The organism is Pseudoruegeria sp. HB172150, assembly GCF_013184805.1.
Lineage (GTDB): Bacteria > Pseudomonadota > Alphaproteobacteria > Rhodobacterales > Rhodobacteraceae > Psychromarinibacter.
In genome coordinates this window covers 39790-65495 of record NZ_JAATNG010000008.1, presented here as the reverse complement: position 1 = coordinate 65495, position 25706 = coordinate 39790, and the positions used below count along the sequence as shown (strand labels likewise).

Here is a 25706-nt window from a genome sequence, read left to right as displayed (position 1 = left end):
GCCGTCGTGGCGGCGTACATTCAACGCGGAGGCGGAGGCACCGCGCATCGTGTCAGCCACCCATCCGCGCTTCAATGCGCTCGACGGTCTGGACGGGCACCATCGGCTGGGCGAGCTGCGCCAGCACACGCTCCTTGGCGTCCTGCGGCATGAAGGTATTCGCCTCGACAAAGGCGACGAGGCGCGCGCGGCGTTCCTCAGTCAGTTCGACCATTGCAGGTTCTTCCGGTTCCTCCGCCGGGGCGGCGCCGGGACCGATGGCGCGCACCTTGATCCCCTCGCCCAGCAGCGGCGAGCGTTCGGCAACCACCTGCTGTCCGGACAACCCGGCAGCGCGAACGATCACGTCGTCGCCCTGTCGCCGCAGCAATTCCACCGGTACGGCCTTGAGCCGTTCATCTTCGGTCACTACCAACACATTGCCGGCAGCATCCAGCGTCGAGGCGGGCAGCAACGCCACGCCGCGCAGTTCCGGCTCGTTGATATGGACGCTGACGAAATCGCCGGGACGGAAGCCGCGCGGCTGTTCGATGCGGGCAAAGATCTGGCGGCCGGACTGGCCGTCACCGACAGAGGCGCTCTCGCGGCTGATGATGCCACTGGTTTCCAGATCGGTGCCCAGCACGTCTAGCGCGACCAAGACCTCTGCCTTGATCAGGTCGCCGTTCTCGTCGAGCAGACGGGCATATTCCGAGGTGGAGACGCGGAACGCGACCTCAAGCAATTCGGAGTCCACGAGATTGGCGACCTGCTCGTTGTTTTGCACCAGCCGGCCTTGCACCACCGTGACATCGCTGAGCGTGCCAGAGAAGGCGGCGCGGATCGCGGTATCCTCGACCGCGCGCTGGGCCTCGGCCAGCGCGATCCTCTGCCGAGCCATTCCGTTCTGCGCCTGATCAACGCGTGCCTCGGCATTGGCGAGCGCCTGCCGCTTTGACAGGACCGACTGCTTGGCGGAGGCTTCGGCAAGCGCCGCCTCTTCCACCGCAGCCTCTGTGCCGACGCCGCGTTCGGCGAGGCTGCGGGCGCGGGCCAGCGCCTGGCTGCGCAGTTCCGACTGCGCTTCGGCCTGGGCGACATCGTCCTGCGCTATCTCGAGCGCACGGCGCGCATCGCGCAGTTCGGCCTCTGCCTCGGCAAGGTCGGTCCGGGCCACTTCCAGCGCCTCTTCGGCATCGGTGGGATCGACCCGCAGCAGAAGGTCGCCCGCCCGGACAGAGCCGCCATCCTCGAAATCCTCGGCCAGTTCGACGACGGTGCCGGAGGCAGTTGCCCGCACTTCCAGCGTTCGACGGCTGCGCACCTCTCCGAATGAAGTCATGACTGGCGTTACCGAAACCGGTTCATACGTCACGACATTGACGGCGAAGACCCGTTCGCGCGCGGGGCGCGGGTTGCTTTCCTGGTTCCAGACGGATTCCAGTGCCCCCCAGACGGTCTGCCCGGCATAGGCCAGAAGGCCGAGCGTCACCGCCATCAGGAAAAGGCCTACAAGGGATCGGCGCAGAAATCGCATGAGCAGTGGTATCGCCTTCAAAGTTTCAGGCATTTGAATAGCCTGCCGCAGAAAACGCGCCAAGCCACATACGTGTTACGAATGCCCGCGCCGTTTCCGTTGCGACATTATGCACATTTTTTGAGACGGTTTCGGGGCAGTGTGGCCCGCGCCGCTATTTCCGGCGCAAATGTTCGTCGAGCCGCGGCATGATTTCCACGAAATTGCAGGGCCGGTGGCGATAGTCGAACTGTGCTTTGAGGATCTCGTCCCATGCGTCCTTGCAGGCGCCGGGGCTGCCGGGCAGCGCGAACAGGTAGGTCCCGTTGGCAACGCCGCCGGTGGCGCGGCTTTGCACCGCGCTGGTACCGATTTTCTGCATAGAAACAATGGTGAAGACGGTGCCGAAGGCGTCGATTTCCTTTTCGTAGACGTCGCGATGCGCCTCCACTGTCACGTCGCGCCCGGTAAGGCCGGTTCCACCGGTTGAGATAACCGCATCAATGTCGGGGTCTGCGCACCATGCGCGCAGCTGATCGGCGATCTGGGTGCGTTCGTCGGGGAGGATGGCACGGGAAGCGAGCAAGTGACCAGCATCGGCGATGCGGTCGACCAGCACCTGCCCGGAGCGGTCCTCTTCCAGCGAGCGTGTGTCGGACACGGTCAGCACGGCGATGCGAACCGGGACGAAATCCTTGCTTTCGTCGATCCGGCTCATGACGCACGCTCCATCACCGCGAGTCGCACCGCGAGGGCTGAGAAGATGCCGGCGCTGACCCAGCCAAGCCCCTTCGAGAAGCCGGGGGAGGAGGCGAGGCGCTTGCCGATACCACCGGCGAACAGGCCGACGAGACCGTTGATGAAAAAGCCGCCGGTGGCCAGCACGGCGCCGTAGGCGAGGAACTGCGGCAGCACCGCGCGCGCCGGGTCGACGAATTGCGGGATGAAGGCCAGCACGAAGAGGATCACCTTGGGATTGGTCAGGTTGACCATCAGCCCCTCGCGGTAGGCATGGGTGGAGCCCTGCGGCTTTGCCTTCATCGGCCCGGCGCGCAGCGCCTGCACTGCCAGCCACAACAGGTAGGCGACACCGGCCCAGCGGATCACGTCGAACAGCCAGGGTGAATGCGCCACCACCGCGCCGAGCCCGAGACCGGCGAGCGTGACGTGGATCATCGAGCCGGTTGAGATCCCCGCGCTCGCCGCCCAGGCGGCGCGCGGGCCGTGGCGCAGACCCTGCCCGAGGCAGAACATCATATCCGCCCCGGGTGTGAAATTCAGCGCCAGTGCGGCTGGGATGAAGGCCAGAAGGACGATTGGATCGATCACGTTTCCACCTCGAACCAGTTCGGGCTGGGGCCGAGGTTGACGACGCGGGTCTTTCCGATCGCCCCCTCGTGCCCCCAGCTGTCATGGATATGGCCGCAGACGGCAAGCTGCGGCTGCATCCGCTCTATCGCGTCCCGGATCGCCGTGGAGCCGACAGATTGCCCGCCCGAAGTCTGGTCGGCAATGCCCTTGGGCGGCGAATGCGTGATCAGAATGTCGGCGGCGTCACATCGCGACAGCAGTGTCGCCGCGTCGAATTCGCTCAGGTCGCAAGACCAGTCGCCGAAGGGCGTCACAGGCACTCCGTAGCCGAGGCCGAAGAGTTTGAGCCCGTCGATCTCGCAACCGTCGCCGTGCAGGACGCGTGTGCCTTCATGGGCGGCAGTGCGAAGTTCCTCCGCGCTTTCGGCATTCCCCGGAACGACCACCATCGGCGCCGCGATCCTGCCCAGCAGCGCCATCGCCTCCTCCAGCCCGCGCCGCATGTTGCAGAAATCGCCCGCGCCGATCACCAGATCGGCCTCCGCACTCGCCTCGACCAGCGCCGCTGCGCGGCTGCGACCGAGATGCAGGTCCGAGAAGGCGAGAATGCGCATCAAAGCTCGAACCAGTTGACCGTCGGCCCGAGGTTGCGGACGTGGGTCAGCCCGATTTCGCCGGTCTGGCCCCAGCAGTCATGCACGTGTCCGCACACGAGAAGCCGAGGCTGAAAGGCCATCGCCGCCGCGCGCACAGCTTCGGACCCGATGGAACCGCGTCCCTGCATTTCGTCGGCGATGCCCTTTGGCGGCGAATGTGAGACAAGGATGTCCGCACCCTCGGCCTTCTGCAAAAGGGTCGCCGCTTCGGCCTCTTCCATGTCGAAGGACCCCCAAGGCAGGGGCGGCAGCGGTGGCACCGCGCAGCCAAGGCCAAAGATCCGGAGCCCCACGACCTCGGCCGCTGTGCCGTGCAGAACCATCGCCGATGTGGCGGCGCGCAGGGCGTCCGCCGTCTCATTGTTGCCAGGGATGTAGACGGCCTTGTCCTCCAGGGGCGAAAGGGCGGCCATCGTTTCCTCCAGGCCCTCGTGCCGCTGCGCGAAATCGCCGGCGCCGATGACGAGATCGGCCCCCGCCCCCGCAGCGACCAGCGCGGCGCAAGCATCGAGGTCGCAATGGACATCGGAGAAGGCGAGCAGCCTCATGCGCTGCGTCTCAGCCGCGCCTGCAGCATCAGCAGATCGTGCCACGCTTCGCGTTTCGCGTGCGGGTTCCGCAGCAGGTAGGCCGGGTGAAACATCGGCAGAACCGGCTTGCCCAGCGCCTCTGTCCAGTTGCCACGCAGGCGGGTGATACCCTTGCGGCCCAGCATCGCGAGGCAGGAGATGTTGCCCATCAGCACCAGCACGTCCGGGTCCACAAGTTCCACGTGGCGGGCCACGAAGGGCATCATCATCCCGATCTCCTCGGGCGTGGGGTCGCGGTTCTGCGGCGGGCGCCAGGGCAGGATATTGGTTATGTAGACGGCGGCTTCGGCGTCGGGACTGGTGCGCGACAGACCTATCGCGTCGAGCATCCGGTCCAGCAGTTGCCCGGCGCGTCCGACGAAGGGCTTGCCCTGAATATCCTCGTCACGGCCCGGAGCTTCGCCGATTAGCATCAGGCGGGCGGCCGGGTTGCCGTCGGAGAAGACAGTTGTGCGGGCGCCACGTTTCAGCTCGCAGAACTCGTAGGCGGCGATCGCTTCATTCAGCGCCTCGAGGTCGCCTGCTGCAACGGCTGCGGCCCGGGCGGCGGCCACCGGGTCTTCCGCCGTGACATGCGGCACGGGCTCCGCGACCTGCGCCGGTTTCGGTTTGGGCGCTTCCCTGGGGACCTCGTAGCGGTTCACGGGCGTCTCGCCGATGGCCTCGGTAGCGCCGAGTTCCACCTGCCACTCCAGAAGCGCGCGAAGCGCGTTGCTATCCAGCGATTCCACCTGCATGCGCCGATGCTAGGCGTGGTCCCGCGCAAGGTAAACGCCTGCTGCGCAAGATACTGCCGAGGCACTTTCTTCCTTGGAACGTTGGGTGTAGGCGGCCCGTTTCGTTCCCATCGGACATAAAGACCGGAGCAACAAAGTGAAAGCGATCCGCTACATAGTGGATGATCTGACCGCCGCTTGCGACTTCTACCGTGACCTTCTCGACTTCGAGGAGGAGCTTGAGTTGAGCAATGGCTTCGCCTCGCTCAAGCGGGGCGGCATACGACTGATGCTGAGCGTCCCCGGGTTCGGGACGTCCGGCCGGGCGGGGCGGGCTGCTCAGCCCGGCGGATGGAACAGGTTGCAGCTTCGCACAAATGATTTGGACGGTCTGGTATCCAGGCTGATTTTGTCTGGCGCCTGCATTTGCGGCGAGATAACCGAGAGTATGGCTGGCCGTCAGGCCGTGGTCGAGGATCCTGCCGGCAACCCGGTGGAGATCTTCCAGCCAACAGCGGCCTGAACGGCCAACGCTTGCTGCGCCGCGCCTTGGTTTCTATAAGCGGTTAACGGCGCAGACGGGGCGGAGATGACCTTTCGGCAGAAACATCTACTCGGGATCGAAGGGCTGCATCCGGACGAGATCCGCACCGTTCTCGACCTTTCCGAAAAATACGTCGACCTGAACCGGTCTGCCAACAAGCACGGCGACGTTCTGAAGGGCCTTACCCAGATCAACATGTTCTTCGAAAACTCGACGCGGACGCAATCGAGTTTCGAGATCGCAGGCAAGCGCCTGGGCGCCGATGTAATGAATATGGCGATGCAGGCCTCGTCGATCAAAAAGGGCGAGACCCTGATCGACACGGCACTGACCCTGAATGCGATGCATCCAGATCTGCTGGTCGTGCGGCACCCGCATTCCGGCGCGGTGAACCTGCTGGCGGAAAAGGTGAACTGTGCCGTCCTGAACGCAGGCGACGGAAAGCATGAGCACCCGACGCAGGCGCTGCTGGATGCCTTGACCATCCGTTATGCCAAGGGCCGGCTGCACAGGTTGTCGGTCGCGATCTGCGGCGACATCGCCCATTCCCGCGTGGCGCGCTCGAATATCCTGCTGCTTGGCAAGATGGAGAACCGCGTGCGCCTTATCGGGCCGCCGACGCTAATGCCCGCGGAGATCGGCGCGTTCGGCGTCGAGGTGTTCGAAGACATGGAAGAGGGCCTGAAAGACGTCGACGTGGTGATGATGCTGCGACTTCAGAAGGAACGGATGGACGGCGGGTTCATTCCGTCGGAGCGGGAGTATTACCATCGCTACGGCCTCGATGCCGAGAAACTGGCACATGCCAAACCCGATGCCATCATCATGCATCCCGGCCCAATGAACCGCGGTGTGGAGATCGATGGCACGCTGGCCGACGACATCAACCGCTCGGTGATCCAGGACCAGGTGGAGATGGGCGTTGCCGTGCGTATGGCAGCAATGGAACTGCTGGCAAAGAACCTGGAGGCTGCCCGAAAGGTGCCGGAAGATGCCTGACGGGGCACACCCCACGCCTTCAGCGCCGCTTCAGGACGGCGAGGAGATCCTGCAGTCCTTTCGTCCCGATCGTCGCACATACCTGCGCGACATGGCTTGGCTTTCTGCCGGAGCCATGGCCGCCGGCATGGCGATCCTGTGGCTGATCGGCAACCCGCATGTCTGGACCGGTGCGGTCGGCGGGCTGGCGGCCATCGCCCTGCGCGGCTGGTACCTAGGATCGGAGGAGCTTGCTGTGCGCTGGGATCTGTCCGAACGGAGGCTGCTTGGACCCGGCGGGCGCGTGGCGTGGCTGGCGGAGATCGTGAAGATCAATCGCATGGCCAGCGCGGTGCAGGTCATCACCGCAGCCGGCGACAAGTACCTGATCAAATACCAGGCCGACCGAGACGCAACCGCCGGGCAGATCCGGAATGCAGTGCGGGCCGCAGGAGGGAACCCGGCATGACAAATCCGCTTTATGTTCCTGCCAACGAATTCGAGAAGGTCCGGGTCTTCGCGCTCGACCTTCCGGCTGCCAAGGCCGAGGCGTTCATCGACGACCGGCCCGCGAATGGCCAGCAAACACGGCTGGCCCAGGCGCTCGGCACCCTGCATGTCGATACCGATCACGTCGAGGTCTTTCCCGCCTCAGATCTGAAGGGGATCGGTCTGTCGGGCTACCTGGTCGAGGGGATCGGTATTTCTGCCGACGACATCGCGCCCGACGCCAACATGCTGGACGACGAGGACGGATACGTGATCGTGGTTCACTCCGCCGCGTTCGGGGGCGAGGAAACCAGGCTGACGCCAGAACGGCCTGTGCGACACCTCGGCACGTACCGACTGGCCCAGGCCGAACCGCCGGAAATCACGTTTCCCAACTCCATCGACGAACCGTCGGTCGCGTCACCACAGGAGCCGGAACCGTTGGCACCTTCACGCGTGCCGCGCTCGCTGGCGCTGGTCGGACTGTTGGCGGCGGCGGTCCTGCTGTTGGTCCTGGCCTACGCCTTTGGCGGGCTCGGGTGACGGCAGTATAGGATGGGGTTTTTGATCTCTGGTGGACGGTTCACACCGCAGGTAGGTGAAGACCGCGTTGACATCGGCAGCGAATACCTGACCTACGAGGTTGCGGCGAAAGACGATCCGCAGATCGGGCAGATCAAGAAAGACGCGACATGAACGATATGCTTCTGACCAACGCGCGGCTGATCGATCCCGAGGCCGGAACCGAAGTCGCGGGCGCGGTGCAGATATCCGGCGGCAGGATCGCGGCGGTCCTGACTGGTGTGGAGGCGGCACCGGCCACCGGATTGCAGGTGATCGATTGCAGCGGCAAGTGCCTGGCGCCCGGTATCGTCGATCTGGGCGTCAAGGTCTGCGAGCCCGGCGAACGACACAAGGAAAGTTTCCGCTCTGCCGGACGGGCCGCCGCAGCGGGCGGTGTCACCACGATGATCACCCGGCCCGACACGTTGCCCGCCATCGACAGCCCGGAACAGCTTGAATTCGTGTCCCGCCGCGCCGCCGAGGCTGCGCCGGTCCGCATCCACCCGATGGCGGCCCTGACCAAGGGCCGGCAGGGGCGCGAGATGGTGGAGATCGGGTTCCTTCTGGACGCGGGCGCGGTCGCCTTTTCAGATGCCGACGCCGTGGTGGCCGATACCAAGGTCTATACTCGCTGCCTGACCTATGCCCGATCACTGGGCGCGCTGGTCGTGGCACATCCACAGGAACCCATCCTGTCCGCCGGCGCCGCAACCACTTCGGGCAAATTCGCCTCGCTTAAGGGCCTGCCCGCCGTATCACCGATGGCTGAGCGGTTGGGGCTGGAACGGGATATGACTTTGGTCGAGATGACAGGCGCACGGTACCACGCAGACAGCCTGTCGACCGCCGTTGCGCTGCCGGTTCTGGAGCGTGCTAAGAAGGCGGGGCTCGACGTTACCGCTGGGGTCAACATCCACCACCTGACGCTGAACGTGCTCGACATCGGCGACTACCGGACCTTCTTCAAAATCAAGCCGCCTCTGCGGGACGAGGACGACCGCCTGGCGATGGTCGAGGCAGTGGGGGCCGGCCTGATCGACATCATCTCTTCCATGCACACGCCGCAGGACGAAGAATCGAAGCGCCTGCCCTTTGAGGAGGCCGCTTCTGGTGCGGTCGCGCTAGAGACCTTCCTGCCCGCAGCGCTGCGGCTGTATCACGCCGGGCAGCTAAGCCTACCGCAGCTGTTCCGTGCGATGGCGCTGAACCCGGCGGAAAGGCTTGGCCTGCCCACGGGCCGGCTGGCCGAGGGTGCGCCGGCGGACCTTGTCCTGTTCGACCCTGACGCACCGATTGTTCTGGACCGGTTCACCTTGCGCTCGAAGTCGAAGAACACACCATTCGACGGAGCGCGGATGCAGGGCAAGGTGCTAAGGACCTGGGTTGGCGGAACGGAGGTTTTCGCCGCCTGAGCGTGTTGGGACAGTTCCCTCAATTGCGAGAGGTTATCCCGGCGTCCTGACTACCCGATGCTCATGGCCAAAACCCGGCTGATCTCCGTCAGGCTACGCCCGGATTCCGCGGACCATTCGTTGAACGCCGCTTGCACCTTCTTCATCGCGCCTTTCGAAGTTGGCGCCTTGTCGACCACGCCTTCGGCCACGAGCCGCGCCGTCACGTCGCGGGACGGGATGAAGCTGTCCACACCCATGAATCGCAGCGCATAGGCGCCGGTATTGCCGCCCAGCCGGCTGCCACGAGTCTTCAGGAGTTCCACCAGCCCGATGAAATCCCCGCGTGGCCACTCGGCGAAGCACTTCGCCGCAGTGCCGTATTTCGCCGCGAGATCCTGCAGCATGACGGCGTTGTCGCGCACGGACTGGATCTTGGCACCGTTCCGCACAATCCGCGTGTCCTGCAGCAGCGCGTCGAGCCATTCGTCGTCCATCATCGCGCAGGGGCCCACGTCGAACCCGTGGAACGCCTCTTCGAAACCGGGCCACTTCGCCTCTACGACTTTCCAGTTGAAGCCGGACTTGAAGATCATCTCAGTGAAGCGTGACAGCCAGCGGTCGTCGGGTATCTGCGCCAGTTCGGCCGCTGGCGTGGGTTTGCCCAGCAGCTTTTCCAGCGCCTCCGGACCGCCCTTCCGCTCGGCGGCGATATCGTAGATCTCGGCAAAGCTCCGCATGGCGCGGATCAGACACCTTGCCTGCCCGAGTCGTCAATCGGTCTTGGGATGGTCGTCGTACTCGTCCGACAGGATGCGGCGGCTGTCGCCTTCAGGGTCCTCGTATTGCCGCGATTTCAGCGTCCAGACGAAAGCGCCAAGGCCCAGTCCGCCGAGGATCAGAGAGATCGGGATAAGGTAGACGAGAACGTCCATCAGCGCAGCCTAAGCGCATTCAGCGACACGCATATTGATGATGCCGACATTGCCAGCGCCGCCGCCAGCGGCGTGGCAAAGCCGAGCAGGGCGACCGGGATTGCCACGGCGTTGTAGGCCGCGGCGATGCCGAAATTCTCGCGGATGCGGCGTGTGGCGGAGCGTGCGGTTTCCAGTGTCTCGCCAAGTGGCGCCAGCGAGCCGCCAAGCAGCACGATATCCGATACCACGCGCGTCGCCTCCAGCGCCGAGGCCGGGGAGATCGAGGCATGTGCCGCCGCCATTGCACCGGTGTCGTTCAGCCCGTCGCCAACCATCAGCACACGCCGGCCCTCGGCGGCCAGCGCCTCGACTCGTGCGGCTTTTTCATGCGGCAAGATGCCCGACTCATACCGGCCTATGCCCAGCCGACCGGCCAGGTCCGCCACCGGCGCCTCGGCATCTCCGGAGAGCAGGACCATGTCCATGCCTTGCGCCTTAAGCGCGGCGACCGCCTCTGCCGCGCCCTCGCGCAGGCGGTCGGCGAAGCGGAAGATTTGCACGCGCTCGCCAATCTGAAGATAAGTCGTCGTCTGTCCAGCCGGTTCTTTCCCGACCCATGCTGCACGGCCAAGACGCACACGTTGGCCGCGCCATTCGGCCGCTACGCCATAACCCGGCACCTCGTGAAGGAGCGCCACCTTGGCAGGTGCGATGCCTGCGGCTTTCGCTGCATTCGCGAGCGAAACGGAAAGCGGATGCGCCGAGCCTTCTGCGAGTGCGAGCGCCAACGACAAATCGGCGGCGTCGAAGGCATCCAGGTTTTCCAACTCGGGCATTCCCGCCGTCAGCGTTCCGGTCTTGTCGAAGACGACCGTGTCGACCTCTGCCAGACGCTCCAACGCGGTAGCGCTTTTGATCAGCAGCCCGCGTTTGAACAGTCGTCCGCTGGCCGCCGTGGTCACGGCGGGCACCGCCAGTCCCAGCGCGCAGGGGCAGGTAATGATCAGCACTGCCACCGCGATGTTCAGTGACAGCCGGACGTCGCCGCCCGACACGACCAGCCACGCCACGAAGGCGCCCAGCGCCAGCAGGTGCACTGCAGGCGCGTAGATCCGCGCCGCGCGGTCGGCCAGCGAGGTGTAGCGGTTGCGCGTCGATTCCGCGACCGCGACCAGATCCGCGAGCCGGTGCAACGTAGAGTCCACTGCTGCCGCGGTTACCCGCACTGTCAGGACACCGGTCAGGTTGACCTCGCCGGCGTTAACTTCACCACCTTTGGCCGCCTGTACCGGCAGGCTTTCACCGGTCAGCAGGGAGCGGTCGATCTCGCTGGCGCCGCTTTCGACGACGCCGTCCACCGGCACGCGCTGACCTGGAAGAACGCGCACAACGTCACCGACGGCCAGTTCCGCCACTGGCACCATCGCCTCACCCGTGCCGCTGATACGCAGGGCGCGGGGCACTTCAAGAGCGGCCAATTCCTGCGCCGCGGAACGCGCGACGGATCGTGTGCGGTGATCAAGGTATCGCCCCGCCAGCAGGAAAAAGGTCAGGGAAAGGGCCGCATCGAAATAGGCATGGGCGCCGGAATGCGCCGTTTCCCATATGCTCAAGCCCGCCGCCAGCAGGATCGCCAGCGAGATCGGCACATCCATGTTGAGCCGCCCCGCGCGCACTGCCGTCCAGGCATGCCGGAAGAACGGTTGCGCGGAAAAGGCGATAGCCGGCAAGGCTATCGCGGCGGAAATCCAGTGGAACATGTCGCGCGTCGCCGCTTCTGCGCCGCTCCAGATAGCGACGGACAGCAGCATGACGTTCATCATCGCGAACCCCGCCACACCCAGCCGCATCAGCAGGTCGCGACCGGCACGGTCACCCTGCGTTCCCGCCAGTGTCGCGGTGTCAAGTTCATGCGCGGCCCAACCCTGCGCCTTCAGCTCACGTGCCAGCCCCGCCGCGTCGATCCCTGGATCGACATCCACAGTTGCGCGTTTCAGTGTCAGGTTTACCCGCGCCCGCCGGACCCCAGGCATTGCCGAGAGCGACCGCTCGACGCCCGAGATGCAGGCGGCGCAGTGGATTTCGGGCAAAGACAGCAGCACCTGCTCGCCGCCAACCGCACCCTGTCGGCCTGCAATCTCCGCCGCCGCCGGTGCGACGGCGCAGGCTGGGCAAGCAGCGGGTTGTGCGGTTGCGGCCATAGAGTCAGTCCACGTGCATCACGATTCGTTGGCGAAAGGCGGTGCCATCCTCCGCAGTCGCGGTCATCCGCAGGTCCCATTTTCCAGGTTCGAGATCAACCGGCGCGACATAAGCTCGGCCATCATACGCGAAATCGGGTGCGAAGTCCTGATCGCGCACTGTTGCGCGGCCCAGCGTCGCCTCTAAAACGGCGGGTTGAACCGATACACCGTCCTGTCCGAGGATGATGAGTACGAGTGACCCGTCTACAACCTCTGCCGTAACATCCCACCCCAGCGCCTGTTGCGCTGCGCGCTCGGCATCGAAGGTCTGGCTGGCGACGTAGGAGTTTTTCACCTCCAGCCCCGGGAATGTGCCGACAGCCTTGACCGCCAGCAGAACGTTCACCGCGATGATCACGCCAAAGGCCGAGGCGAAGATCAGGAAGACCTTGCGCCCGGTAAGAGGTTTCGCGCTCATTGCCCCACTCCGCTGAAAGTGCTGTCCTTGTAGGCCCGGTCGCCGTTGATCAGGTCTTCGACCCAGAACCGGATATCCGTCAGCCCGCCCTGCGCGGGATCCGACCCCGGCGGCGCGATCACGTAGACCCGCTGCAGCCTCGTTTCGTCGGCGGGTACGGTCACGGTCTCGTAAGGTGTCCCTTCGACCTGGATCCGCACCGCCGGATCGCCGGTGACCGAGACGCGGAACGGCCGTTCCTCGCCATGCTTGTTCAGCAGCCGCACGTCATAGGCGTTGCGGATCGATCCGTCTGAGAGGGTTACGTAGAGCGGATTGCGCACAGGGGCGACTGTAACGTCGATATCGGAGCGCATGAAGAGGGCTACGACAAGGCCGATGCCCACCAGCGACCAAAGCGTCGTGTAGAGGATCGTACGCGGTCGCAGGATGTGCTTGATGACGGGCTTCGGTTCCTGGCCTTCCCGCTCGCGCAGTTCGTCGGTCAACGCCATGTATCCGATCAGCCCGCGCGGCTTGCCGATCTTATCCATCACGTCGTTGCAGGCGTCGATGCAGAGGCCGCAGGTGATGCAGGCCATCTGCTGTCCGTCACGGATGTCGATCCCCATCGGGCAGACATTGACGCAGGCATTGCAGTCGATGCAATCGCCATAGCCCTCCTTGGCCGGGATCGGCCCGCCGACGCCCGAGGGCATGCCCGGCATCGGGACCTTGGGTGAGGTGCCGCCGTGCTTTGCGCCTGCCGCGTAGGACACCGCCTCGGCCTGCTCGGCGAGCTCGCGGCGGCGCTTACCCTTGCCGCGCGGCTCGCCGCGCCATTCGCGATAGGCGATGGTGATTGTGTCCTCATCCATCATCGCCGCCTGAATCCTTGGCCAAGGGCACATGTAGATGCAAACTTGTTCGCGCGCGAAGCCGCCGAACAGGACAGTGGTGAAGGTCAGGATTGCCATCGTTGTATAGGCGACCGGATGTGCGTTCAGCGTCACCAGATCGACCGCTAGCGTGGGCGCGTCGGTGAAATAGAACACCCATGCACCGCCGGTGGCGAGACCGATCAGCAGCCAGACAATCCATTTGCTGATCCGGAGCCGCCACTTGCGGGCGTCCCATTTCTGTTTCCACAGCCGCACCCGCGCGTTGCGGTCGCCTTCGATCCAGCGCTCGGTGAGGATGAAGAGGTCAGTCCAAACTGTCTGTGGGCAGGTATAGCCGCACCAGACCCGGCCCAGCGCCGACGTGAACAGGAATAATCCCAGCCCCGCCATGATCAGCAGGCCGGCGACGAAGTAGAACTCGTGCGGCCAGATCTCGATCCAGAAAAAGAAGAACCGACGTCCGGCGAGATCGACCAGCACCGCCTGGTCCGGCAATTCCGGGCCACGGTCCCAGCGAATCCAGGGCGTCAGGTAGTAGATGCCCAGCGTCACCGCCATGATCACCCATTTGAACGTGCGGAAGCTGCCATTCACCCTGCGGGGGAAGATCGGTTCTCGGGCGGCATAGAGGGGGCTGGAATCGGTGCTGCTCATCGAGCGAATCCTGACACGATTTTCTGGCTTTGACGGCTTGTCGCAGGAACAGCCTGTAAGCGTCCTTGACTTGTATCAAGTAAGTGGCGTGCACCTTTTTGCCGCACCCATGCGATAACCCTTTCGGGACAAGATGTTAATTCGGGTCAATTCTTGCTGTCGAAGGCTTTCCCGGCATCATTCCGGCCGCGCAGGTTCCTGGCGGCGCAGCCAGCGAAGGAAGGATTTGAGAACGGGCCGTTTCGGCCCCGGCCGGGTCACCAGATGATAACCCATGCCGCGTCCGTCGTCCTGGAACAGAACGACGATGTCGCCGGCTGCGATTTCTGGCTCGATGAAGGCGCGGGCGGTTGCCGCCACGCCCTCTCCGGCCCGCAGCGCGTCCTGCAGCAGGTTTCCGGGAAGATCCGTCATCCTGCGCACCCGTGCCTCGGTCACGCCGCGCGAAGTCAGCCATTCCTTGGCTTCGTTGGTGCCAATCTCCTGTAGCCAGGGGTATTCAAGCAGGTCGCGGGGCGAGGTGATCTCTCGATCACCGATCAGACTGCGCGCGGCGGCGATCACGAACCTGGTTTTCAGGAACACTTCGCTATCCAGCCCTTTCCAGTCGCCCAGTCCGAAGCGGATGGCCAGGTCAAGACCCCCGGGCGCCGGATCCACGCGGTCGGCTGTCGGGTTGATCATCAGGTTGATATCCGGGTGAGCTTCGCGAAAGCTACCCATGCGCGGCATCAGCCAGCGCGCGGCAAAGCTGGGTGTGCATGTGATCTGCAGCGGCCGGTCGGCATCGGCGCCAGTCATGTCCTCTATCTCCCGCGTAACCGACTCGAAAGCATCGCGGAGGGTTTTGCCCAGCCGCCGCCCGTCGGGCGTGAGAACGATGCTGCGCCCTTCCCGCTCCATCAGCTTCACACCCAGCCGTTCTTCCAATGCGCGGACCTGCTGGCTGATCGCAGCATGGCTGACGTTCAGGAGTTCACCGGCAGAGGACATACCACCGGTCTCGGCAAGGGCTGCGAAGGCGCGCAACTGAGCAAGCGGCGGCAGGTTGCGGAAAGACATCTGTAACTCCTGCTTACATATTCGCAGAATTCCTGATTCGCTTAGGAGGGCGCAAGAGGCAATATTACAGGCATCAAACGCCCTTCAGGAGCCAGACCGATGATCAACCCACTTGCAGGTACTTTCATGATCGCAACCCGCATGCGCCAGTCTCCCTACTGGGAGGACCAGCATTTCGCCAACCTCCGTGACAACAGGGTGCGGCCGCGCCTTTTGTCGGCGCCGCCCCGGCATCGGTCGCGTAGCCGGTTCCGCCTGTTCCGTCGCCGGCCCGCCGCCACGGACCCGCGCGACCTTTAAGCCCTGGCCGTCGGCCGGCGTGCTTCGCTTAACCCAAGAGACCCTGTCGGACCGGGCTATTCGCGCTAACCCGGCCTGGTCCGAACCACTCCTCCGGCGGTATCCTGCGCGCCTGCTGCCCGTTGGCGGGCGCGAGAACCAAGAACGCGCCTGCATTTGCCGGTCCCCGGTGCCGGCGCCACCGCCGGAGGTCTTTTCTTTCAGATATGCTGTTTCTGCTGCCCCACGTCATTTGGCGGCGCTTCCCAATCGGCTTGATCCGCTGCCGCCCTTCTGCAAATAGGAAAAGACCGGCTGCGCTAACAGCCGGTCTTAGGGCGGCGCCGGTCCCAGGAAGAAACGCGCGAACAGGATCCTGGTTCCGACGCCTGGCCCGGGGGCTAGCCCCCGGGTTTTCTGGCTCAGCTCATTCGCCACCGCCCAACTGGTGGACGTAGGCCGCGACCGCGTTGATCTCGGTCTGGCTGAGGCCGGCGCCCTTGCGGAATTCCTCCGACCAGGCCGGCATCACGCCGAAACGGGCATAGGTAACCGTCTCGGTCAGCGTCGCGACGTCGCCGCCATATAGCCAGATCGCATCGGTCAGGTCCGGCGCGCCAAGGGCTGGATCGCCGGTTCCGTCCTCCATGTGGCAGGAGGAACATTGGTCGGCGAAGAGCACCGCGCCGGCCGAAGCCAGTTCGGCATCATGCTCCTGACCCGAGATCTGCCGTACGTACTGCACGACCTGGGCGATCTCTTCGCCCGACAGGATCTCATCGGCCCCAAAGGCCGGCATCTCGGACCAATGGGTATCCGGAGACTGTTCGTTCCTGACGCCGTTGGTGACAGTATAGGCGATGTCGTCGATCGTTCCGCCCCACAACCAGTCGTCGTCCAGCAAGTTTGGATAGCCGGAGGCCTGCACGCCGGCAGCGCCGGAACCGTGGCATTGCGAGCAGTTGTTGCGAAACACCGAGCTTCCCATCTGGACGGCGAAGTTTTGCAGATCAGGGTTCTCGTTCAGCGTGTTCAGGTCGGCCACTGCCAGTTCCTCGCGCAACCCGGCGTGCTTGTCTTCGAATGCCGCGATGTCGGCCATCACCTGCCCGCGCGTCGAAAAGCCCAGCATCCCTGCGGTCGCTCGCGTCACCATCGGCCAGGCCGGGAACAGGATCGTATAGATGATCCCCCAAATGACCGTGGCGTAGAATGTGTAGACCCACCATCTTGGCAGCGGATTGTTCCACTCTTCGATGCCGTCCCATTCGTGACCTGTCGTACCGACACCCGTGGTTTCGTCTTTTTTCTCTTCTGCACTCATTGCCGTGCCTCCTGCGCATCGGCGGGTTTGTCTTCGTTCCTGAACGGAATACTTGCTGAGTCCTCGTGGATCTTGCGGCTGCCCGGGCGGAACGCCCAGGCAACGACGCCGATGAAGAAGAGGAACAGCACGAGCAGCGCCCAGCTATCGGCGATCTCTCTGAGGATGTGATAGTCCATCCGCCCCTCCCTACCGGCTGTCGTCGGGCGTGAAGGTCGAGAAATCGACCAGCGTCCCGAGCATCTGCATATAGGCGATCAGCGCATCCATCTCGGAAATGCCGGGCGCGTCGTCGAAGTTCCTGACCTGCGCCCCCGGATAGCGTTCCAGCATGTCGTCGTAGTCGCTGTCCGGATCGGCCTGCGCCCGGAAGTCGGCAGCGGCGTTTTCCAGCATCTCGTCCGTGTATGGCACACCAACGAAGCGGTTGGTGCTCATCACGTCCTCGATGTACTTGCCGTCCAGCATGTTGTTCAGCAGGTAGCCGTATTTCGGCATCAGCGACTCCGGCACCACAGACTGCGGGTCGGTCAGGTGCGCGACGTGCCAGGCGTCGGAGTACCGGCCGCCGACACGCGCCAAGTCGGGCCCGGTCCGCTTCGATCCCCACTGGAACGGGTGGTCATATTTCGACTCCGCGGCCAGCGAGAAGTGACCATAACGTTCGACCTCGTCGCGCATGGGCCGGATCATTTGCGAGTGGCAGACATAGCAGCCTTCGCGGATGTAGATGTTCCGACCCTCCAGCTCGAGCGGCGAGTAGGGCCGCACGCCTTCCACGTCCTCGATCGTGTTCTCGAGGTAGAACAGCGGCACGATCTCGACGATGCCGCCGATGGTGACCACTAGGAAGGAGAAGATCAGCAACAAGGTGGCATTCTTTTCCAGGAACGCGTGGCGGTCGAGCAGCCCCTTCTTCTTCGGCTTGTCGCCTTCTGGGGGAGTGTTTGCAGTTGTATCAGCCATCTCCGGCGCTCCTTATTCGGCCGGGACCATGGCGGGCTCGTCCGAAATCTTCGGCTGGGCCCGGACGGTCATCCAGAGGTTGTAGCACATGATCAGCGCACCGGTGAGGTACAGGACCCCGCCAAGGGCGCGTACGACGTACATCGGGAACTTCGCCGCGACTGTGTCGGCGAAGGAGTTCACCAAGAAGCCCTGCGCGTCGACTTCGCGCCACATCAGGCCTTCCATGATGCCGGTGACCCACATCGACGCGGCGTAGAGCACGATACCGATGGTCGCGAGCCAGAAGTGCCAGCTGACCATCGAGAGACTGTACAGCCGCTCGCGGTTCCAAAGGCGCGGTACCAGGAAGTAAAGCGCGCCGAAGGTGATCATGCCGTTCCAGCCCAGAGCACCGGAATGCACGTGACCGATCGTCCAGTCAGTATAGTGCGAAAGCGAGTTCACCGCGCGGATCGACATCATCGGGCCCTCGAAGGTCGACATGCCGTAGAAGCCGATGGAGATTACCATCATGCGGATGATCGGATCGGTGCGCAGCTTGTCCCAGGCACCCGACAGCGTCATCAGGCCGTTGATCATGCCACCCCAGGAGGGCATCCACAGCACGATCGAGAACACCATACCAAGGGTCGAGGCCCAGTCGGGCAGTGCTGTGTAATGCAGGTGGTGCGGGCCGGCCCATATGTACAGGAAGATCAACGCCCAGAAGTGGACGATAGACAGTTTGTAGCTGTAGATCGGCCGTTCCGCCTGCTTCGGCACGAAGTAATACATCATGCCGAGGAAGCCCGCGGTCAGGAAGAAGCCCACGGCGTTGTGACCGTACCACCATTGCGTCATCGCGTCCTGCACGCCGGCGAAGACCTGCACCGACTTGGAGCCGAAAATCGAGACCGGGATCGAGATGTTGTTGACGATATGCAGCATCGCGATGGTTACGATGAAGGACAGGTAGAACCAGTTAGCCACATAGATATGCGGCTCTTTCCGCTTCAGAATCGTGCCGAGGAAGACGGCCAGATAGGCGACCCAGACGATGGTCAGCCACAAGTCGACGTACCATTCCGGCTCGGCATATTCCTTGGACTGGGTGGCGCCAAGCAGATACCCCGTTGCGGCCAGCACGATGAACAGATTGTAGCCCCAGAAAACGAACCAGGCGAGATTGCCGCCGAATAGGCGCGCGGCGCTGGTCCGCTGGACGACATAGAAGGATGTGCACAGCAAGGCGTTCCCGCCGAAGGCAAAAATCACCGCTGAGGTGTGCAATGGCCGCAGCCGGCCGAAGTTGGCATAACCTTGCGCCCATTCGAAGTTGAGCACCGGAAATGCCAGCTGAAAAGCGATAAACACACCGACCAGAAACCCGACCGCTCCCCAGAAGGCGGTGGCGATGGCACCGGCGCGAATCACGCCGTCCATGTACTCTGCCTGATTAATCTCCGCCGGCGGATCGTCCCAGTGCCGCAGGCTCCAGATGAAAAGCCCGGCGGCGACGGCCATGAAGATCAGGGCGTGGACCTGATAGGCCAGGTCACGGCCATAGTTGGCGGCTATTGCGGCGGCCAGAGCGACCAGCCCAAACACCACCAGCTTCACTGTATTCCACATCTATGTCGTCCCTTTGTCCTTCGCCCGGCTTACGGTTACCCTCGCCGCCGGACATTATTCGACGCTCCCGCATCTGCACCCACGACCGTACACATACCTTGATCCATATCAATGAGGGTTGCGCCAAGCGTGCGATCATGGGCACACACTGTGTGACACGACCGCGCAGTCGCGGCGCATGTCCCGCAAAATTCCGGAGGCACACCCATGGCTTACAAGACTATCGTCACGGTGGTTAACGATTTAGAAACGAACAAGTCCGCGCTAGATGCCGCGATCGCGCTCGCGACGCGGGAAGAGGCGCATCTGGACATTCTCTGCCTCGGGATCGACCGCACCCAGCCAGGTTTCTACTATGCCGGCGCAAGCGCCGTCGTTCTTCAGGACAACCTGGCACAGGCACAGGCCGAGGCCGAGGCGCTGGAGGCGAAGCTCAAGGAACGCATGGCGGGCGAGGATCTGCCCTATGCGATTTTCCGGGCGACGGTTCAAATCGCCGGAATGGCGCCGCTTGTCGCGCACCGCACACGGATGGCCGATCTCGCCGTCCTGCCGCAGCCATACGCTGGCGACCGGGCGCATGAGAACGAGGCGATCCTGGAGGCGGTACTGTTCAATGGCGCCGTTCCGGTGCTGGTGATCCCCAATAACAAGGCATTGCCCGAGTCGCTGTCGAACGTGGTTGTTGCCTGGAACGAAAGCACCGAGTCGCTGACCGCCATTCGCGCCGCGCTGCCGTTCCTGCAGCAGGCGGATCTGGTGAATATCACGGTCATTGATCCTCCAGCGCATAGCCCCGACCGCTCCGATCCGGGCGGCCAATTGAGCCAAGTCCTGTCTCGCCACGGCGTTCGGCCGGAGGTTTCGGTGCTGGCGAAGACCATGCCGCGGATCTCAGACATCCTGTGCCGGCATGCCGGCGATACAGGCGCCGACATGATTGTCATGGGCGCCTACGGGCACTCCCGCTTCCGCGAGGCGATTTTGGGCGGTGCCACCCGCAACATGTTGGAGATCGCCGAAGTACCGGTGCTGATGGCACACTGAAACGATAACGCCCGGGGCCTTGGCCCCGGGCGTTCCGTCTTTACGGTTTTGGAAAAACGGCTAGACCAGCAGCCCGCCATCCGCATCGTCGCCGGTTTCAGCGATCAGCGCATCGAAGTCCGGCACCACGATATGGCGCTTGCCTTCCAGCCGGATGATTCCATCCCGCTTCAGGGCAGAGATCTGCCGGCTTACCGTTTCGAGCGTCAGGCCCAGATAATCCGCCATCGCCTCTCGCGTAAGCGGCAGGTCAAATGCCGAGCCGTCCGTCGGCGACAGTTTCTGCAGCGACGCCTCGCGCTGCGCGATGATTGTCAGAAGGCTCGCGATCTTCTCGCGCGCGGTCTTGCGGCCGAGAATCAGCATCCAGTCGCGCGCAGCGTCGAGTTCGTCCAGCGTCATCTCCAGCAGGCGCTGCGCGATGGACGGCGTTTCACGTAGCAGCCTCTCGAATGGACCGCGACGGAAGCAGCAGAGCAGCAGCTTGGAGTTCGCGGTCACGTCGTACGGGGCGGTGGCGCGTCCTGGTCGTCCAAGAAAATCCGACGGCAACAGCAGCCCGACCATCTGCGTTCGACCGTCCTCCAGCGTCTGGCTTAGCGTGGCGATGCCGCTGACCACCGAGGCCACGAAATCCAGCGGATCGCCGGCCCAGACCACAGGCTGGCCCGGATCGTAGCTGCGGTAGTACTTGATCGAGTCGAGCAACTCCAGCTCGTCCGGCTCGCATTTCGAGCAGACGGCACGGTGCCGGATCGGGCAGCTCGCACAATTCCTGTGATCGTGAAGTCTAAGATCGTCCATTCGGATATTCATCTGCCAGCTTGATCCGTATCAAGGTGGCTCCTGTCGCGCCGTGAGAATTCTAAAGTCATGGCACAGATTTCGCAACTAAAGCAGATGGGCCTCTTTGACGCGCGTGTGCCGCGTTACACGAGCTATCCCACCGCACCACAGTTCTCCGGCGGCGTTGGAGCAGTGGAAACGGCCAAATGGATACAATCTGTAGAGGCCGGCTCTCTCATATCGTTATACGTGCATGTGCCGTTCTGTCGCAGGCTTTGCTGGTTCTGCGCCTGCCGCACACAGGGCACATCGACCCTGTCACCCGTAGCTGCCTATATCGAGACGCTGAAGCTGGAGCTAGCAAAGATCGGTATGCTCCTGCCTGCAGGTGTCCGGATCGGCCACCTTCACTGGGGTGGCGGCACGCCGACACTGCTGGCGCCGGAAATGATCACCGAGCTTGCCGACGCGATATTCGACGCGGCACCACTGGCGGAAAACGCCCAGTTCTCAGTCGAGATCGACCCAAACGAGATCGACGCCCCGCGCCTCGACGCTCTCGCCGCTGTCGGCATGAACCGCGCCTCGATCGGTATCCAGGATTTCGACCCTGCGATTCAGGAGACGATTGGTCGACCGCAAAGCTACGAGGTGACCAAAACCGCCGTCGACGGCCTGCGCGCCCGCGGAATTACCAGTCTAAACGCCGATATCCTGTATGGACTGCCCTATCAGACAGAGCACAAGATCTCTGAGTCGGTGCAGAAACTGCTTTCGCTTGGTCCCGACCGCGTGGCGCTGTTCGGTTATGCCCATGTGCCTTGGATGGCCAAGCGGCAGGGCCTGATCCCGACCGATGCCCTGCCCGCGCCGGAGGAACGGCTGCGGCTTTTCAACACCGCGCGCGAGCTATTCCTGTGGGACGGGTTTCAGGAGATTGGCATCGACCATTTCGCTCGGCCCGAGGACGGCCTGGCGGTAGCGCAGCGTAACGGCACGATGCGGCGGAATTTTCAGGGCTATACCGAGGATGATTTCACGACGCTGATCGGTGTCGGCGCATCGGCTATCTCACGCTATGCGCAGGGCTATGCCCAAAATGACGCCAGCACATCCGGCTACCAGCGGCGGATCCGCGATGACGCTCTTGCGACCAAACGCGGCCATGCGTTCGGCGGCGACGACCTGCTGCGTGGGCGCATCATTGAGATGCTGCTTTGCGATTTCCGAGCCGATCTGGCCGAGGCTGCGAAGGAAACCGGCGCTCCGACCGCCACGGCGATTGCCATGGCCGAAGGGCTGGACCGTACCTTCCCAGGGATGCTGACCGTATCGGGCGGCAGGGTCTCGATCCAACCAGAGGGCCGGTCGCTGGCACGCATGATCGCGCGCTATTTCGACGCCTACGACACAGCGTCGACCGGTCACAGCCACGCAGTCTGACAGACTGCGTTACCAGCGAATTCCGAAACGCAGGGCGTCGTAGATTGCCGCGTGGATATTGCGCGACGCAACGGCGTCGCCGATCCGGTAGAGCAGGAATTCACCCGCAGGATTGCGTTCCGGGAACAGCGCACCTACTGAGCGGAGCGCGGTGTAGTCGACCTCACCAAGGTTCCGCGACCGTGCCTTCAGGTCGAAATAGAGCTCGTCGAGCGCAGCAGTCCCGTGTTCCACCACTACCTGATCGACACGGCGCTCCTCGCGATAGTCCGGCGCGTAATCGGAGCTGAGCACCGCGACCAGTTCGTTGCCCTCACGCCGCACGCCGGCCACCCGGGTATTGATCGTCACCCTCGCGCCTGCCTCCTGCAGCGCGGTGGCGTAGGGCGCGTGGTTCAACCCGCCCACCTCCGGAGCGAAGAACCGTTCGGGCGAGACCAGTTCCAGTTCCGATCCCAACCGAGCGATCACCTCCGCCGCGCTCATCCCCGGATGCGCACCGTTGTCGTCGTAGACCAGCACACGCGCCGCCGGTTTTACCGCACCTGACAGGATGTCCCAGCTGGACACACAGAGTTCATCGCCTTCCATCTCAGGCGGTTGCGGCAGACCGCCGGTGGCGACGATCACCACCTCGGGACGCAAGGCTAAGACGTCCGACGCTTCGGCAAAGAGGTTGTACCGGATGGTCACACCGCGGCGGTCCAGCTCTGCCAGCCGCCAGTCGACGATCCCGATCATCTCCCTCCGCCGCGGGTTGGCGGCCAGCAGGTTCACTTGGCCTCCAGCGCGGTCCGACGCTTCCAGCAGCGTCACATCGTGCCCCCGCTCTGCCGCAACGCGCGCCGCTTCCAGTCCCGCCGGGCCAGCGCCGACGATCACTGCGCGCTTCGCCGCCCCGGCCTTCGAGATGGCATGCGGCATGGTCGCCTCGCGCCCGGTCGCAGCGTTGTGGATGCACAGCGCACCGCCGCCCTCATAGATCCGGTCGAGACAATAGGTGGCGCCGACGCATGGTCGGATCCGATCCTCATGCCCCGCTGCGACCTTCGCGCCGATATGCGGATCGGCGATGTGAGCGCGGGTCATTCCCACCATGTCCAGCTTGCCTGAAGCTACTGCATGGCGTGCAGTCGCGACGTCGGAAATCTTTGCCGCGTGGAACACCGGAAACTTCGTCTCCGCCCGCACCTCGCCCGCGAAATCCAGATGCGGGGCAGAGGCCATCCCTTGCACCGGGATCACACGCGTCAGTTCCCCATCGGTCGCCACCCGACCGCGGATCAGGTTGATGAAGTCGAACTTGCCGGATGCCGCCACCCGCCGAGCGATCTCCATCCCCTCTTCCCGCGACAATCCCTTGTCGAATTGCTCGTCCGCTACCATCCGCAATCCTACGATGAAGTCCGGCCCAACCGCCGCGCGCACCGCGTCGATCACCGCCCACAGGAACCGCAGCCTGTTGTCCAGCGAGCCGTTCCAGTCATCGTCGCGGCGGTTCTGATAGGGCGACCAGAACGCGTCGATCAAGTGGCCGTAGGCTTCAAATTCGATCCCGTCGAGTCCAGCCGCCTGCATTCGCTGCGCTGCGGCGGCGAAATCCGCCAGGATCCGCGCGATGTCCCACTCTTCCAATGGTTTCGGAAAGGCCCGGTGTGCCGGTTCCCGAACCGCTGACGGCGCCACTACCGGCAGCCAGTCACCCCGGTTCCACCCCGTTCGCCAACCCAGGTGGGTCAGCTGGATCATCACTGCACAGCCTTCCTCGTGGCAGTCATCCGCCAGTGCCTTGAGCCACGGCACGATCTCATCGCGATACGCATGCAGGTTCCCGAACGCCTCGGGACTGTCCGCCGACACAACAGCCGAGCCTGCCGTCATCGTAAGAGCGCAGCCGCCCCTGGCCTTTTCCCGGTGATAGAGCCTGTATCGCTCCGTCGGCATGCCGCTCTCGGAATAGGCCGGCTCGTGCGCGGTCGACATTATCCGGTTCTTCAGGGAAAGGTGTTTCAGGCGGTAGGGTTGCAGCAGCGGGTCGGTCGTCATCGGGTGTCCTTCGGGGAGTGCCTGGCGCCCAGCCTATGCGGCAGGTGCAGCCCTTTGCAGGCCGAAATGCGTCACGTGAGATGACAATCACGTAACGGTCCGCTGGAGCCCATTGCTTGAAGGTCGGCGACGGCGACAGGAAAATCCTGCCACCACGCCGATGGTTATGAACGTTTCCGGCGGCGCAGCCCGATCAGGCCCATCGCAACGAACCCGGCACCGAGAAGCGGCAACGTTGCCGGTAACGGGACCGTGGAAACGCGCAGGCTGTCGAATTGCAGGCCCGCGCACCATTCCTCGCACAGATATTCACCCGGGCCGAAGGGCAAGCTTGCGATATACTGGGAGCCGTTTCCGTCCCATGGCCAGTTGTATAAGTCGCCAGCATAAGAGGTGATCCCCGGCGGAAGCAGCAACGATATGACGAATGTGTCGATGTCGGCGAAAGACCCGCCCCACTTCGTTTGCTGGAAGGATGGGAACAGCCCCGTCGGAATGAGCGATGTCAGGCTGGAGACCAGGCTGCCGTTTCGGTAACCTTCCAGCTGGTAATAGATGTCCTCTTCGAGTTCGAGGTGCATCGGATTTCCGCCATTGCTGTAATCCAGCTCGCCTGACCCATCGGGATTTGGGCCGGAAACACCTTTGTACAACCGTGAGTAGCCGGAAACCTCCCCGGCACGCACCGAAAACAACCTACCGTCGTCGCGTGTGAAGATCGACGTCAGCAAGCCGTTGTCATCGTGGAGGTACAGCTGCGTACCTTCGTAATAGGCTATGCTGTTCCCGAAGGTGAAGCCGAGCTCTGTAAATGTCTCATCGTCGAAATCCAGAATCTCTGCGTCATCAAAGGTAATGGTTCCGGCCGAAATGTCACTGGCGAAGACCATGCCGAAAACCGATGCCAAAAGTGGTGTTCTGACCATATTTCGCTCCATCTAGTCCTGAGTTACTCATCGAATGCGCTTGTCATCGCCCCACTTTCCGTATGTCAAAGCGGGTACTGGTAGTTCACTGAACGACGCCACGCGGATGGCGAAACTGGTTACCTAGGGGGGATTCCGCGAATCGGATTCTGCTGCGAGTCGGTGGTCTTTGGCGAAACCGGTTCTGTTGAAGTTTGATATCTCAGGATGACTCTGCTCGAATTCGATCCTCTATCTGGGAACAGCTAAAAGTTGTCTTTAGGGTACCCGTTTCGGCCCGTTTCGCAAAACGCGATTTGCTGCGAGCGACAATCTCGGACCTTGTCCACAACGGCAAAACCGGTCATCTGGGACGACATTCAGGCC

28 protein-coding genes are annotated in these 25706 nt (G+C 63.5%); 9 read left to right on the top strand and 19 right to left on the bottom strand.

Annotated features, from left to right (window positions below):
- Positions 1-52: 52 nt before the first annotated feature.
- From HCO70_RS23685 to HCO70_RS23660, 6 genes are all read right to left on the bottom strand, one after another.
- Positions 53-1516 (bottom strand): efflux RND transporter periplasmic adaptor subunit, encoded by a 1464-nt coding sequence (locus tag HCO70_RS23685; protein WP_172300477.1) that lies wholly within the window; start codon positions 1514-1516, stop codon positions 53-55.
- Positions 1517-1670: 154 nt separating this feature from the next.
- On the bottom strand, positions 1671-2213 hold the full coding sequence (moaB, locus tag HCO70_RS23680) for a molybdenum cofactor biosynthesis protein B (RefSeq protein WP_172300384.1): 543 nt from the start codon (positions 2211-2213) through the stop codon (positions 1671-1673).
- A complete protein-coding gene (locus HCO70_RS23675; RefSeq protein ID WP_172300383.1) occupies positions 2210-2824 on the bottom strand; it encodes a LysE family transporter in 615 nt (204 codons plus the stop codon). The genes moaB and HCO70_RS23675 overlap by 4 nt, the downstream gene beginning before the upstream one ends.
- Positions 2821-3420, bottom strand: a complete 600-nt coding sequence (locus HCO70_RS23670; protein ID WP_172300382.1) for a metallophosphoesterase family protein — start codon at positions 3418-3420, stop codon at positions 2821-2823. Before HCO70_RS23670 ends, HCO70_RS23675 begins: the two co-directional genes overlap by 4 nt.
- On the bottom strand, positions 3420-4010 hold the full coding sequence (locus HCO70_RS23665) for a metallophosphoesterase (RefSeq protein WP_172300381.1): 591 nt from the start codon (positions 4008-4010) through the stop codon (positions 3420-3422). Before HCO70_RS23665 ends, HCO70_RS23670 begins: the two co-directional genes overlap by 1 nt.
- Positions 4007-4783: a uracil-DNA glycosylase gene (locus tag HCO70_RS23660; protein ID WP_172300476.1), complete on the bottom strand. Its 777-nt coding sequence runs from the start codon at positions 4781-4783 to the stop codon at positions 4007-4009. The genes HCO70_RS23665 and HCO70_RS23660 overlap by 4 nt, the downstream gene beginning before the upstream one ends.
- A 142-nt stretch (positions 4784-4925) precedes the next feature.
- Here HCO70_RS23660 and HCO70_RS23655 point away from each other — a divergent pair, with 142 nt between their 5' ends.
- The 6 genes from HCO70_RS23655 (at position 4926) to pyrC (ending at position 8755) form a co-directional block, all read left to right on the top strand.
- The gene (locus HCO70_RS23655; RefSeq protein WP_172300380.1) at positions 4926-5291 is read left to right on the top strand and encodes a VOC family protein; all 366 of its coding nucleotides are present in this window, start codon (positions 4926-4928) and stop codon (positions 5289-5291) included.
- Positions 5292-5357: 66 nt separating this feature from the next.
- Positions 5358-6311 carry an aspartate carbamoyltransferase catalytic subunit gene (locus HCO70_RS23650; RefSeq protein WP_172300379.1) on the top strand — a complete coding sequence of 318 codons (954 nt, stop codon included), beginning with the start codon at positions 5358-5360 and terminating at the stop codon, positions 6309-6311.
- Entirely contained in the window at positions 6304-6759 is a 456-nt protein-coding gene (locus tag HCO70_RS23645) for a hypothetical protein (protein ID WP_172300378.1), read from the top strand. The genes HCO70_RS23650 and HCO70_RS23645 overlap by 8 nt, the downstream gene beginning before the upstream one ends.
- On the top strand, positions 6756-7322 hold the full coding sequence (locus tag HCO70_RS23640; RefSeq protein WP_172300377.1) for a hypothetical protein: 567 nt from the start codon (positions 6756-6758) through the stop codon (positions 7320-7322). The genes HCO70_RS23645 and HCO70_RS23640 overlap by 4 nt, the downstream gene beginning before the upstream one ends.
- Positions 7323-7334: 12 nt before the next feature.
- The gene (locus HCO70_RS23635) at positions 7335-7475 is read left to right on the top strand and encodes a hypothetical protein (protein WP_172300376.1); all 141 of its coding nucleotides are present in this window, start codon (positions 7335-7337) and stop codon (positions 7473-7475) included.
- A complete protein-coding gene (pyrC, locus tag HCO70_RS23630; protein ID WP_172300375.1) occupies positions 7472-8755 on the top strand; it encodes a dihydroorotase in 1284 nt (427 codons plus the stop codon). Before HCO70_RS23635 ends, pyrC begins: the two co-directional genes overlap by 4 nt.
- Before the next feature lie 50 nt (positions 8756-8805).
- On the opposite strand, the gene HCO70_RS23625 is transcribed toward pyrC, so the two are convergent.
- The 6 genes from HCO70_RS23625 to HCO70_RS23600 form a co-directional block, all read right to left on the bottom strand.
- The gene (locus HCO70_RS23625; protein WP_172300374.1) at positions 8806-9474 is read right to left on the bottom strand and encodes a DNA-3-methyladenine glycosylase I; all 669 of its coding nucleotides are present in this window, start codon (positions 9472-9474) and stop codon (positions 8806-8808) included.
- A gap of 33 nt (positions 9475-9507) precedes the next feature.
- Positions 9508-9669 carry a cbb3-type cytochrome oxidase assembly protein CcoS gene (gene ccoS / locus HCO70_RS23620; RefSeq protein ID WP_172300373.1) on the bottom strand — a complete coding sequence of 54 codons (162 nt, stop codon included), beginning with the start codon at positions 9667-9669 and terminating at the stop codon, positions 9508-9510.
- Positions 9669-11852, bottom strand: a complete 2184-nt coding sequence (locus tag HCO70_RS23615) for a heavy metal translocating P-type ATPase (protein WP_172300372.1) — start codon at positions 11850-11852, stop codon at positions 9669-9671. Before HCO70_RS23615 ends, ccoS begins: the two co-directional genes overlap by 1 nt.
- A 4-nt stretch (positions 11853-11856) precedes the next feature.
- Positions 11857-12312, bottom strand: coding sequence for a FixH family protein (locus HCO70_RS23610; protein ID WP_172300371.1), 456 nt, complete (start codon positions 12310-12312; stop codon positions 11857-11859).
- Positions 12309-13847, bottom strand: a complete 1539-nt coding sequence (locus tag HCO70_RS23605; RefSeq protein WP_172300370.1) for a cytochrome c oxidase accessory protein CcoG — start codon at positions 13845-13847, stop codon at positions 12309-12311. Before HCO70_RS23605 ends, HCO70_RS23610 begins: the two co-directional genes overlap by 4 nt.
- A gap of 177 nt (positions 13848-14024) precedes the next feature.
- Positions 14025-14909 carry a LysR family transcriptional regulator gene (locus tag HCO70_RS23600; RefSeq protein ID WP_172300369.1) on the bottom strand — a complete coding sequence of 295 codons (885 nt, stop codon included), beginning with the start codon at positions 14907-14909 and terminating at the stop codon, positions 14025-14027.
- Positions 14910-15008: 99 nt separating this feature from the next.
- Here HCO70_RS23600 and HCO70_RS24700 point away from each other — a divergent pair, with 99 nt between their 5' ends.
- Positions 15009-15209, top strand: a complete 201-nt coding sequence (locus tag HCO70_RS24700; protein WP_216665601.1) for a hypothetical protein — start codon at positions 15009-15011, stop codon at positions 15207-15209.
- A gap of 406 nt (positions 15210-15615) precedes the next feature.
- On the opposite strand, the gene ccoP is transcribed toward HCO70_RS24700, so the two are convergent.
- Genes ccoP through ccoN form a run of 4 tightly spaced genes read right to left on the bottom strand, consistent with a single transcriptional unit; the run spans position 15616 to position 19092 of the window.
- Positions 15616-16512, bottom strand: a complete 897-nt coding sequence (gene ccoP / locus HCO70_RS23595) for a cytochrome-c oxidase, cbb3-type subunit III (protein ID WP_172300368.1) — start codon at positions 16510-16512, stop codon at positions 15616-15618.
- Positions 16509-16691 (bottom strand): cbb3-type cytochrome c oxidase subunit 3, encoded by a 183-nt coding sequence (locus HCO70_RS23590; protein WP_172300367.1) that lies wholly within the window; start codon positions 16689-16691, stop codon positions 16509-16511. The genes ccoP and HCO70_RS23590 overlap by 4 nt, the downstream gene beginning before the upstream one ends.
- Before the next feature lie 10 nt (positions 16692-16701).
- Positions 16702-17478, bottom strand: a complete 777-nt coding sequence (gene ccoO, locus HCO70_RS23585) for a cytochrome-c oxidase, cbb3-type subunit II (protein ID WP_172300366.1) — start codon at positions 17476-17478, stop codon at positions 16702-16704.
- A gap of 12 nt (positions 17479-17490) precedes the next feature.
- Positions 17491-19092: a cytochrome-c oxidase, cbb3-type subunit I gene (gene ccoN, locus HCO70_RS23580; protein WP_172300365.1), complete on the bottom strand. Its 1602-nt coding sequence runs from the start codon at positions 19090-19092 to the stop codon at positions 17491-17493.
- A gap of 207 nt (positions 19093-19299) precedes the next feature.
- Between ccoN and HCO70_RS23575 the strand changes: the two genes are divergently transcribed.
- On the top strand, positions 19300-20139 hold the full coding sequence (locus HCO70_RS23575) for a universal stress protein (protein WP_172300364.1): 840 nt from the start codon (positions 19300-19302) through the stop codon (positions 20137-20139).
- A 60-nt stretch (positions 20140-20199) separates the two neighbouring features.
- On the opposite strand, the gene fnrL is transcribed toward HCO70_RS23575, so the two are convergent.
- Positions 20200-20943 (bottom strand): transcriptional regulator FnrL, encoded by a 744-nt coding sequence (gene fnrL, locus HCO70_RS23570; RefSeq protein ID WP_172300363.1) that lies wholly within the window; start codon positions 20941-20943, stop codon positions 20200-20202.
- 69 nt (positions 20944-21012) lie between these two features.
- Between fnrL and hemN the strand changes: the two genes are divergently transcribed.
- Positions 21013-22368, top strand: a complete 1356-nt coding sequence (gene hemN, locus HCO70_RS23565; protein ID WP_172300362.1) for an oxygen-independent coproporphyrinogen III oxidase — start codon at positions 21013-21015, stop codon at positions 22366-22368.
- 9 nt (positions 22369-22377) lie between these two features.
- Here hemN and HCO70_RS23560 read toward each other — a convergent pair whose 3' ends face one another.
- Complete coding sequence (locus HCO70_RS23560; protein ID WP_172300361.1) at positions 22378-24414, bottom strand: NADH:flavin oxidoreductase; 2037 nt, start codon at positions 24412-24414, stop codon at positions 22378-22380.
- 164 nt (positions 24415-24578) lie between these two features.
- Complete coding sequence (locus tag HCO70_RS23555) at positions 24579-25352, bottom strand: VPLPA-CTERM sorting domain-containing protein (RefSeq protein WP_216665600.1); 774 nt, start codon at positions 25350-25352, stop codon at positions 24579-24581.
- Positions 25353-25706 lie beyond the last annotated feature (354 nt).

What these genes read in the sequence shown, in the direction of transcription:
- HCO70_RS23685 (WP_172300477.1), bottom strand. Translation starts at nt 1,516, where the DNA reads ATGCGATTTCTGCGCCGATCCCTTGTAGGCCTTTTCCTGATGGCGGTG.
- moaB (WP_172300384.1), bottom strand. Translation starts at nt 2,213, where the DNA reads ATGAGCCGGATCGACGAAAGCAAGGATTTCGTCCCGGTTCGCATCGCC.
- HCO70_RS23670 (WP_172300382.1), bottom strand. Translation starts at nt 3,420, where the DNA reads ATGCGCATTCTCGCCTTCTCGGACCTGCATCTCGGTCGCAGCCGCGCA.
- HCO70_RS23665 (WP_172300381.1), bottom strand. Translation starts at nt 4,010, where the DNA reads ATGAGGCTGCTCGCCTTCTCCGATGTCCATTGCGACCTCGATGCTTGC.
- HCO70_RS23650 (WP_172300379.1), top strand. Translation starts at nt 5,358, where the DNA reads ATGACCTTTCGGCAGAAACATCTACTCGGGATCGAAGGGCTGCATCCG.
- HCO70_RS23645 (WP_172300378.1), top strand. Translation starts at nt 6,304, where the DNA reads ATGCCTGACGGGGCACACCCCACGCCTTCAGCGCCGCTTCAGGACGGC.
- HCO70_RS23640 (WP_172300377.1), top strand. Translation starts at nt 6,756, where the DNA reads ATGACAAATCCGCTTTATGTTCCTGCCAACGAATTCGAGAAGGTCCGG.
- HCO70_RS23635 (WP_172300376.1), top strand. Translation starts at nt 7,335, where the DNA reads ATGGGGTTTTTGATCTCTGGTGGACGGTTCACACCGCAGGTAGGTGAA.
- pyrC (WP_172300375.1), top strand. Translation starts at nt 7,472, where the DNA reads ATGAACGATATGCTTCTGACCAACGCGCGGCTGATCGATCCCGAGGCC.
- HCO70_RS23625 (WP_172300374.1), bottom strand. Translation starts at nt 9,474, where the DNA reads ATGCGGAGCTTTGCCGAGATCTACGATATCGCCGCCGAGCGGAAGGGC.
- ccoS (WP_172300373.1), bottom strand. Translation starts at nt 9,669, where the DNA reads ATGGACGTTCTCGTCTACCTTATCCCGATCTCTCTGATCCTCGGCGGA.
- HCO70_RS23615 (WP_172300372.1), bottom strand. Translation starts at nt 11,852, where the DNA reads ATGGCCGCAACCGCACAACCCGCTGCTTGCCCAGCCTGCGCCGTCGCA.
- HCO70_RS23610 (WP_172300371.1), bottom strand. Translation starts at nt 12,312, where the DNA reads ATGAGCGCGAAACCTCTTACCGGGCGCAAGGTCTTCCTGATCTTCGCC.
- HCO70_RS23605 (WP_172300370.1), bottom strand. Translation starts at nt 13,847, where the DNA reads ATGAGCAGCACCGATTCCAGCCCCCTCTATGCCGCCCGAGAACCGATC.
- HCO70_RS23600 (WP_172300369.1), bottom strand. Translation starts at nt 14,909, where the DNA reads ATGTCTTTCCGCAACCTGCCGCCGCTTGCTCAGTTGCGCGCCTTCGCA.
- HCO70_RS24700 (WP_216665601.1), top strand. Translation starts at nt 15,009, where the DNA reads ATGATCAACCCACTTGCAGGTACTTTCATGATCGCAACCCGCATGCGC.
- ccoP (WP_172300368.1), bottom strand. Translation starts at nt 16,512, where the DNA reads ATGAGTGCAGAAGAGAAAAAAGACGAAACCACGGGTGTCGGTACGACA.
- HCO70_RS23590 (WP_172300367.1), bottom strand. Translation starts at nt 16,691, where the DNA reads ATGGACTATCACATCCTCAGAGAGATCGCCGATAGCTGGGCGCTGCTC.
- ccoO (WP_172300366.1), bottom strand. Translation starts at nt 17,478, where the DNA reads ATGGCTGATACAACTGCAAACACTCCCCCAGAAGGCGACAAGCCGAAG.
- ccoN (WP_172300365.1), bottom strand. Translation starts at nt 19,092, where the DNA reads ATGTGGAATACAGTGAAGCTGGTGGTGTTTGGGCTGGTCGCTCTGGCC.
- HCO70_RS23575 (WP_172300364.1), top strand. Translation starts at nt 19,300, where the DNA reads ATGGCTTACAAGACTATCGTCACGGTGGTTAACGATTTAGAAACGAAC.
- fnrL (WP_172300363.1), bottom strand. Translation starts at nt 20,943, where the DNA reads ATGGACGATCTTAGACTTCACGATCACAGGAATTGTGCGAGCTGCCCG.
- hemN (WP_172300362.1), top strand. Translation starts at nt 21,013, where the DNA reads ATGGCACAGATTTCGCAACTAAAGCAGATGGGCCTCTTTGACGCGCGT.
- HCO70_RS23560 (WP_172300361.1), bottom strand. Translation starts at nt 24,414, where the DNA reads ATGACGACCGACCCGCTGCTGCAACCCTACCGCCTGAAACACCTTTCC.
- HCO70_RS23555 (WP_216665600.1), bottom strand. Translation starts at nt 25,352, where the DNA reads ATGGAGCGAAATATGGTCAGAACACCACTTTTGGCATCGGTTTTCGGC.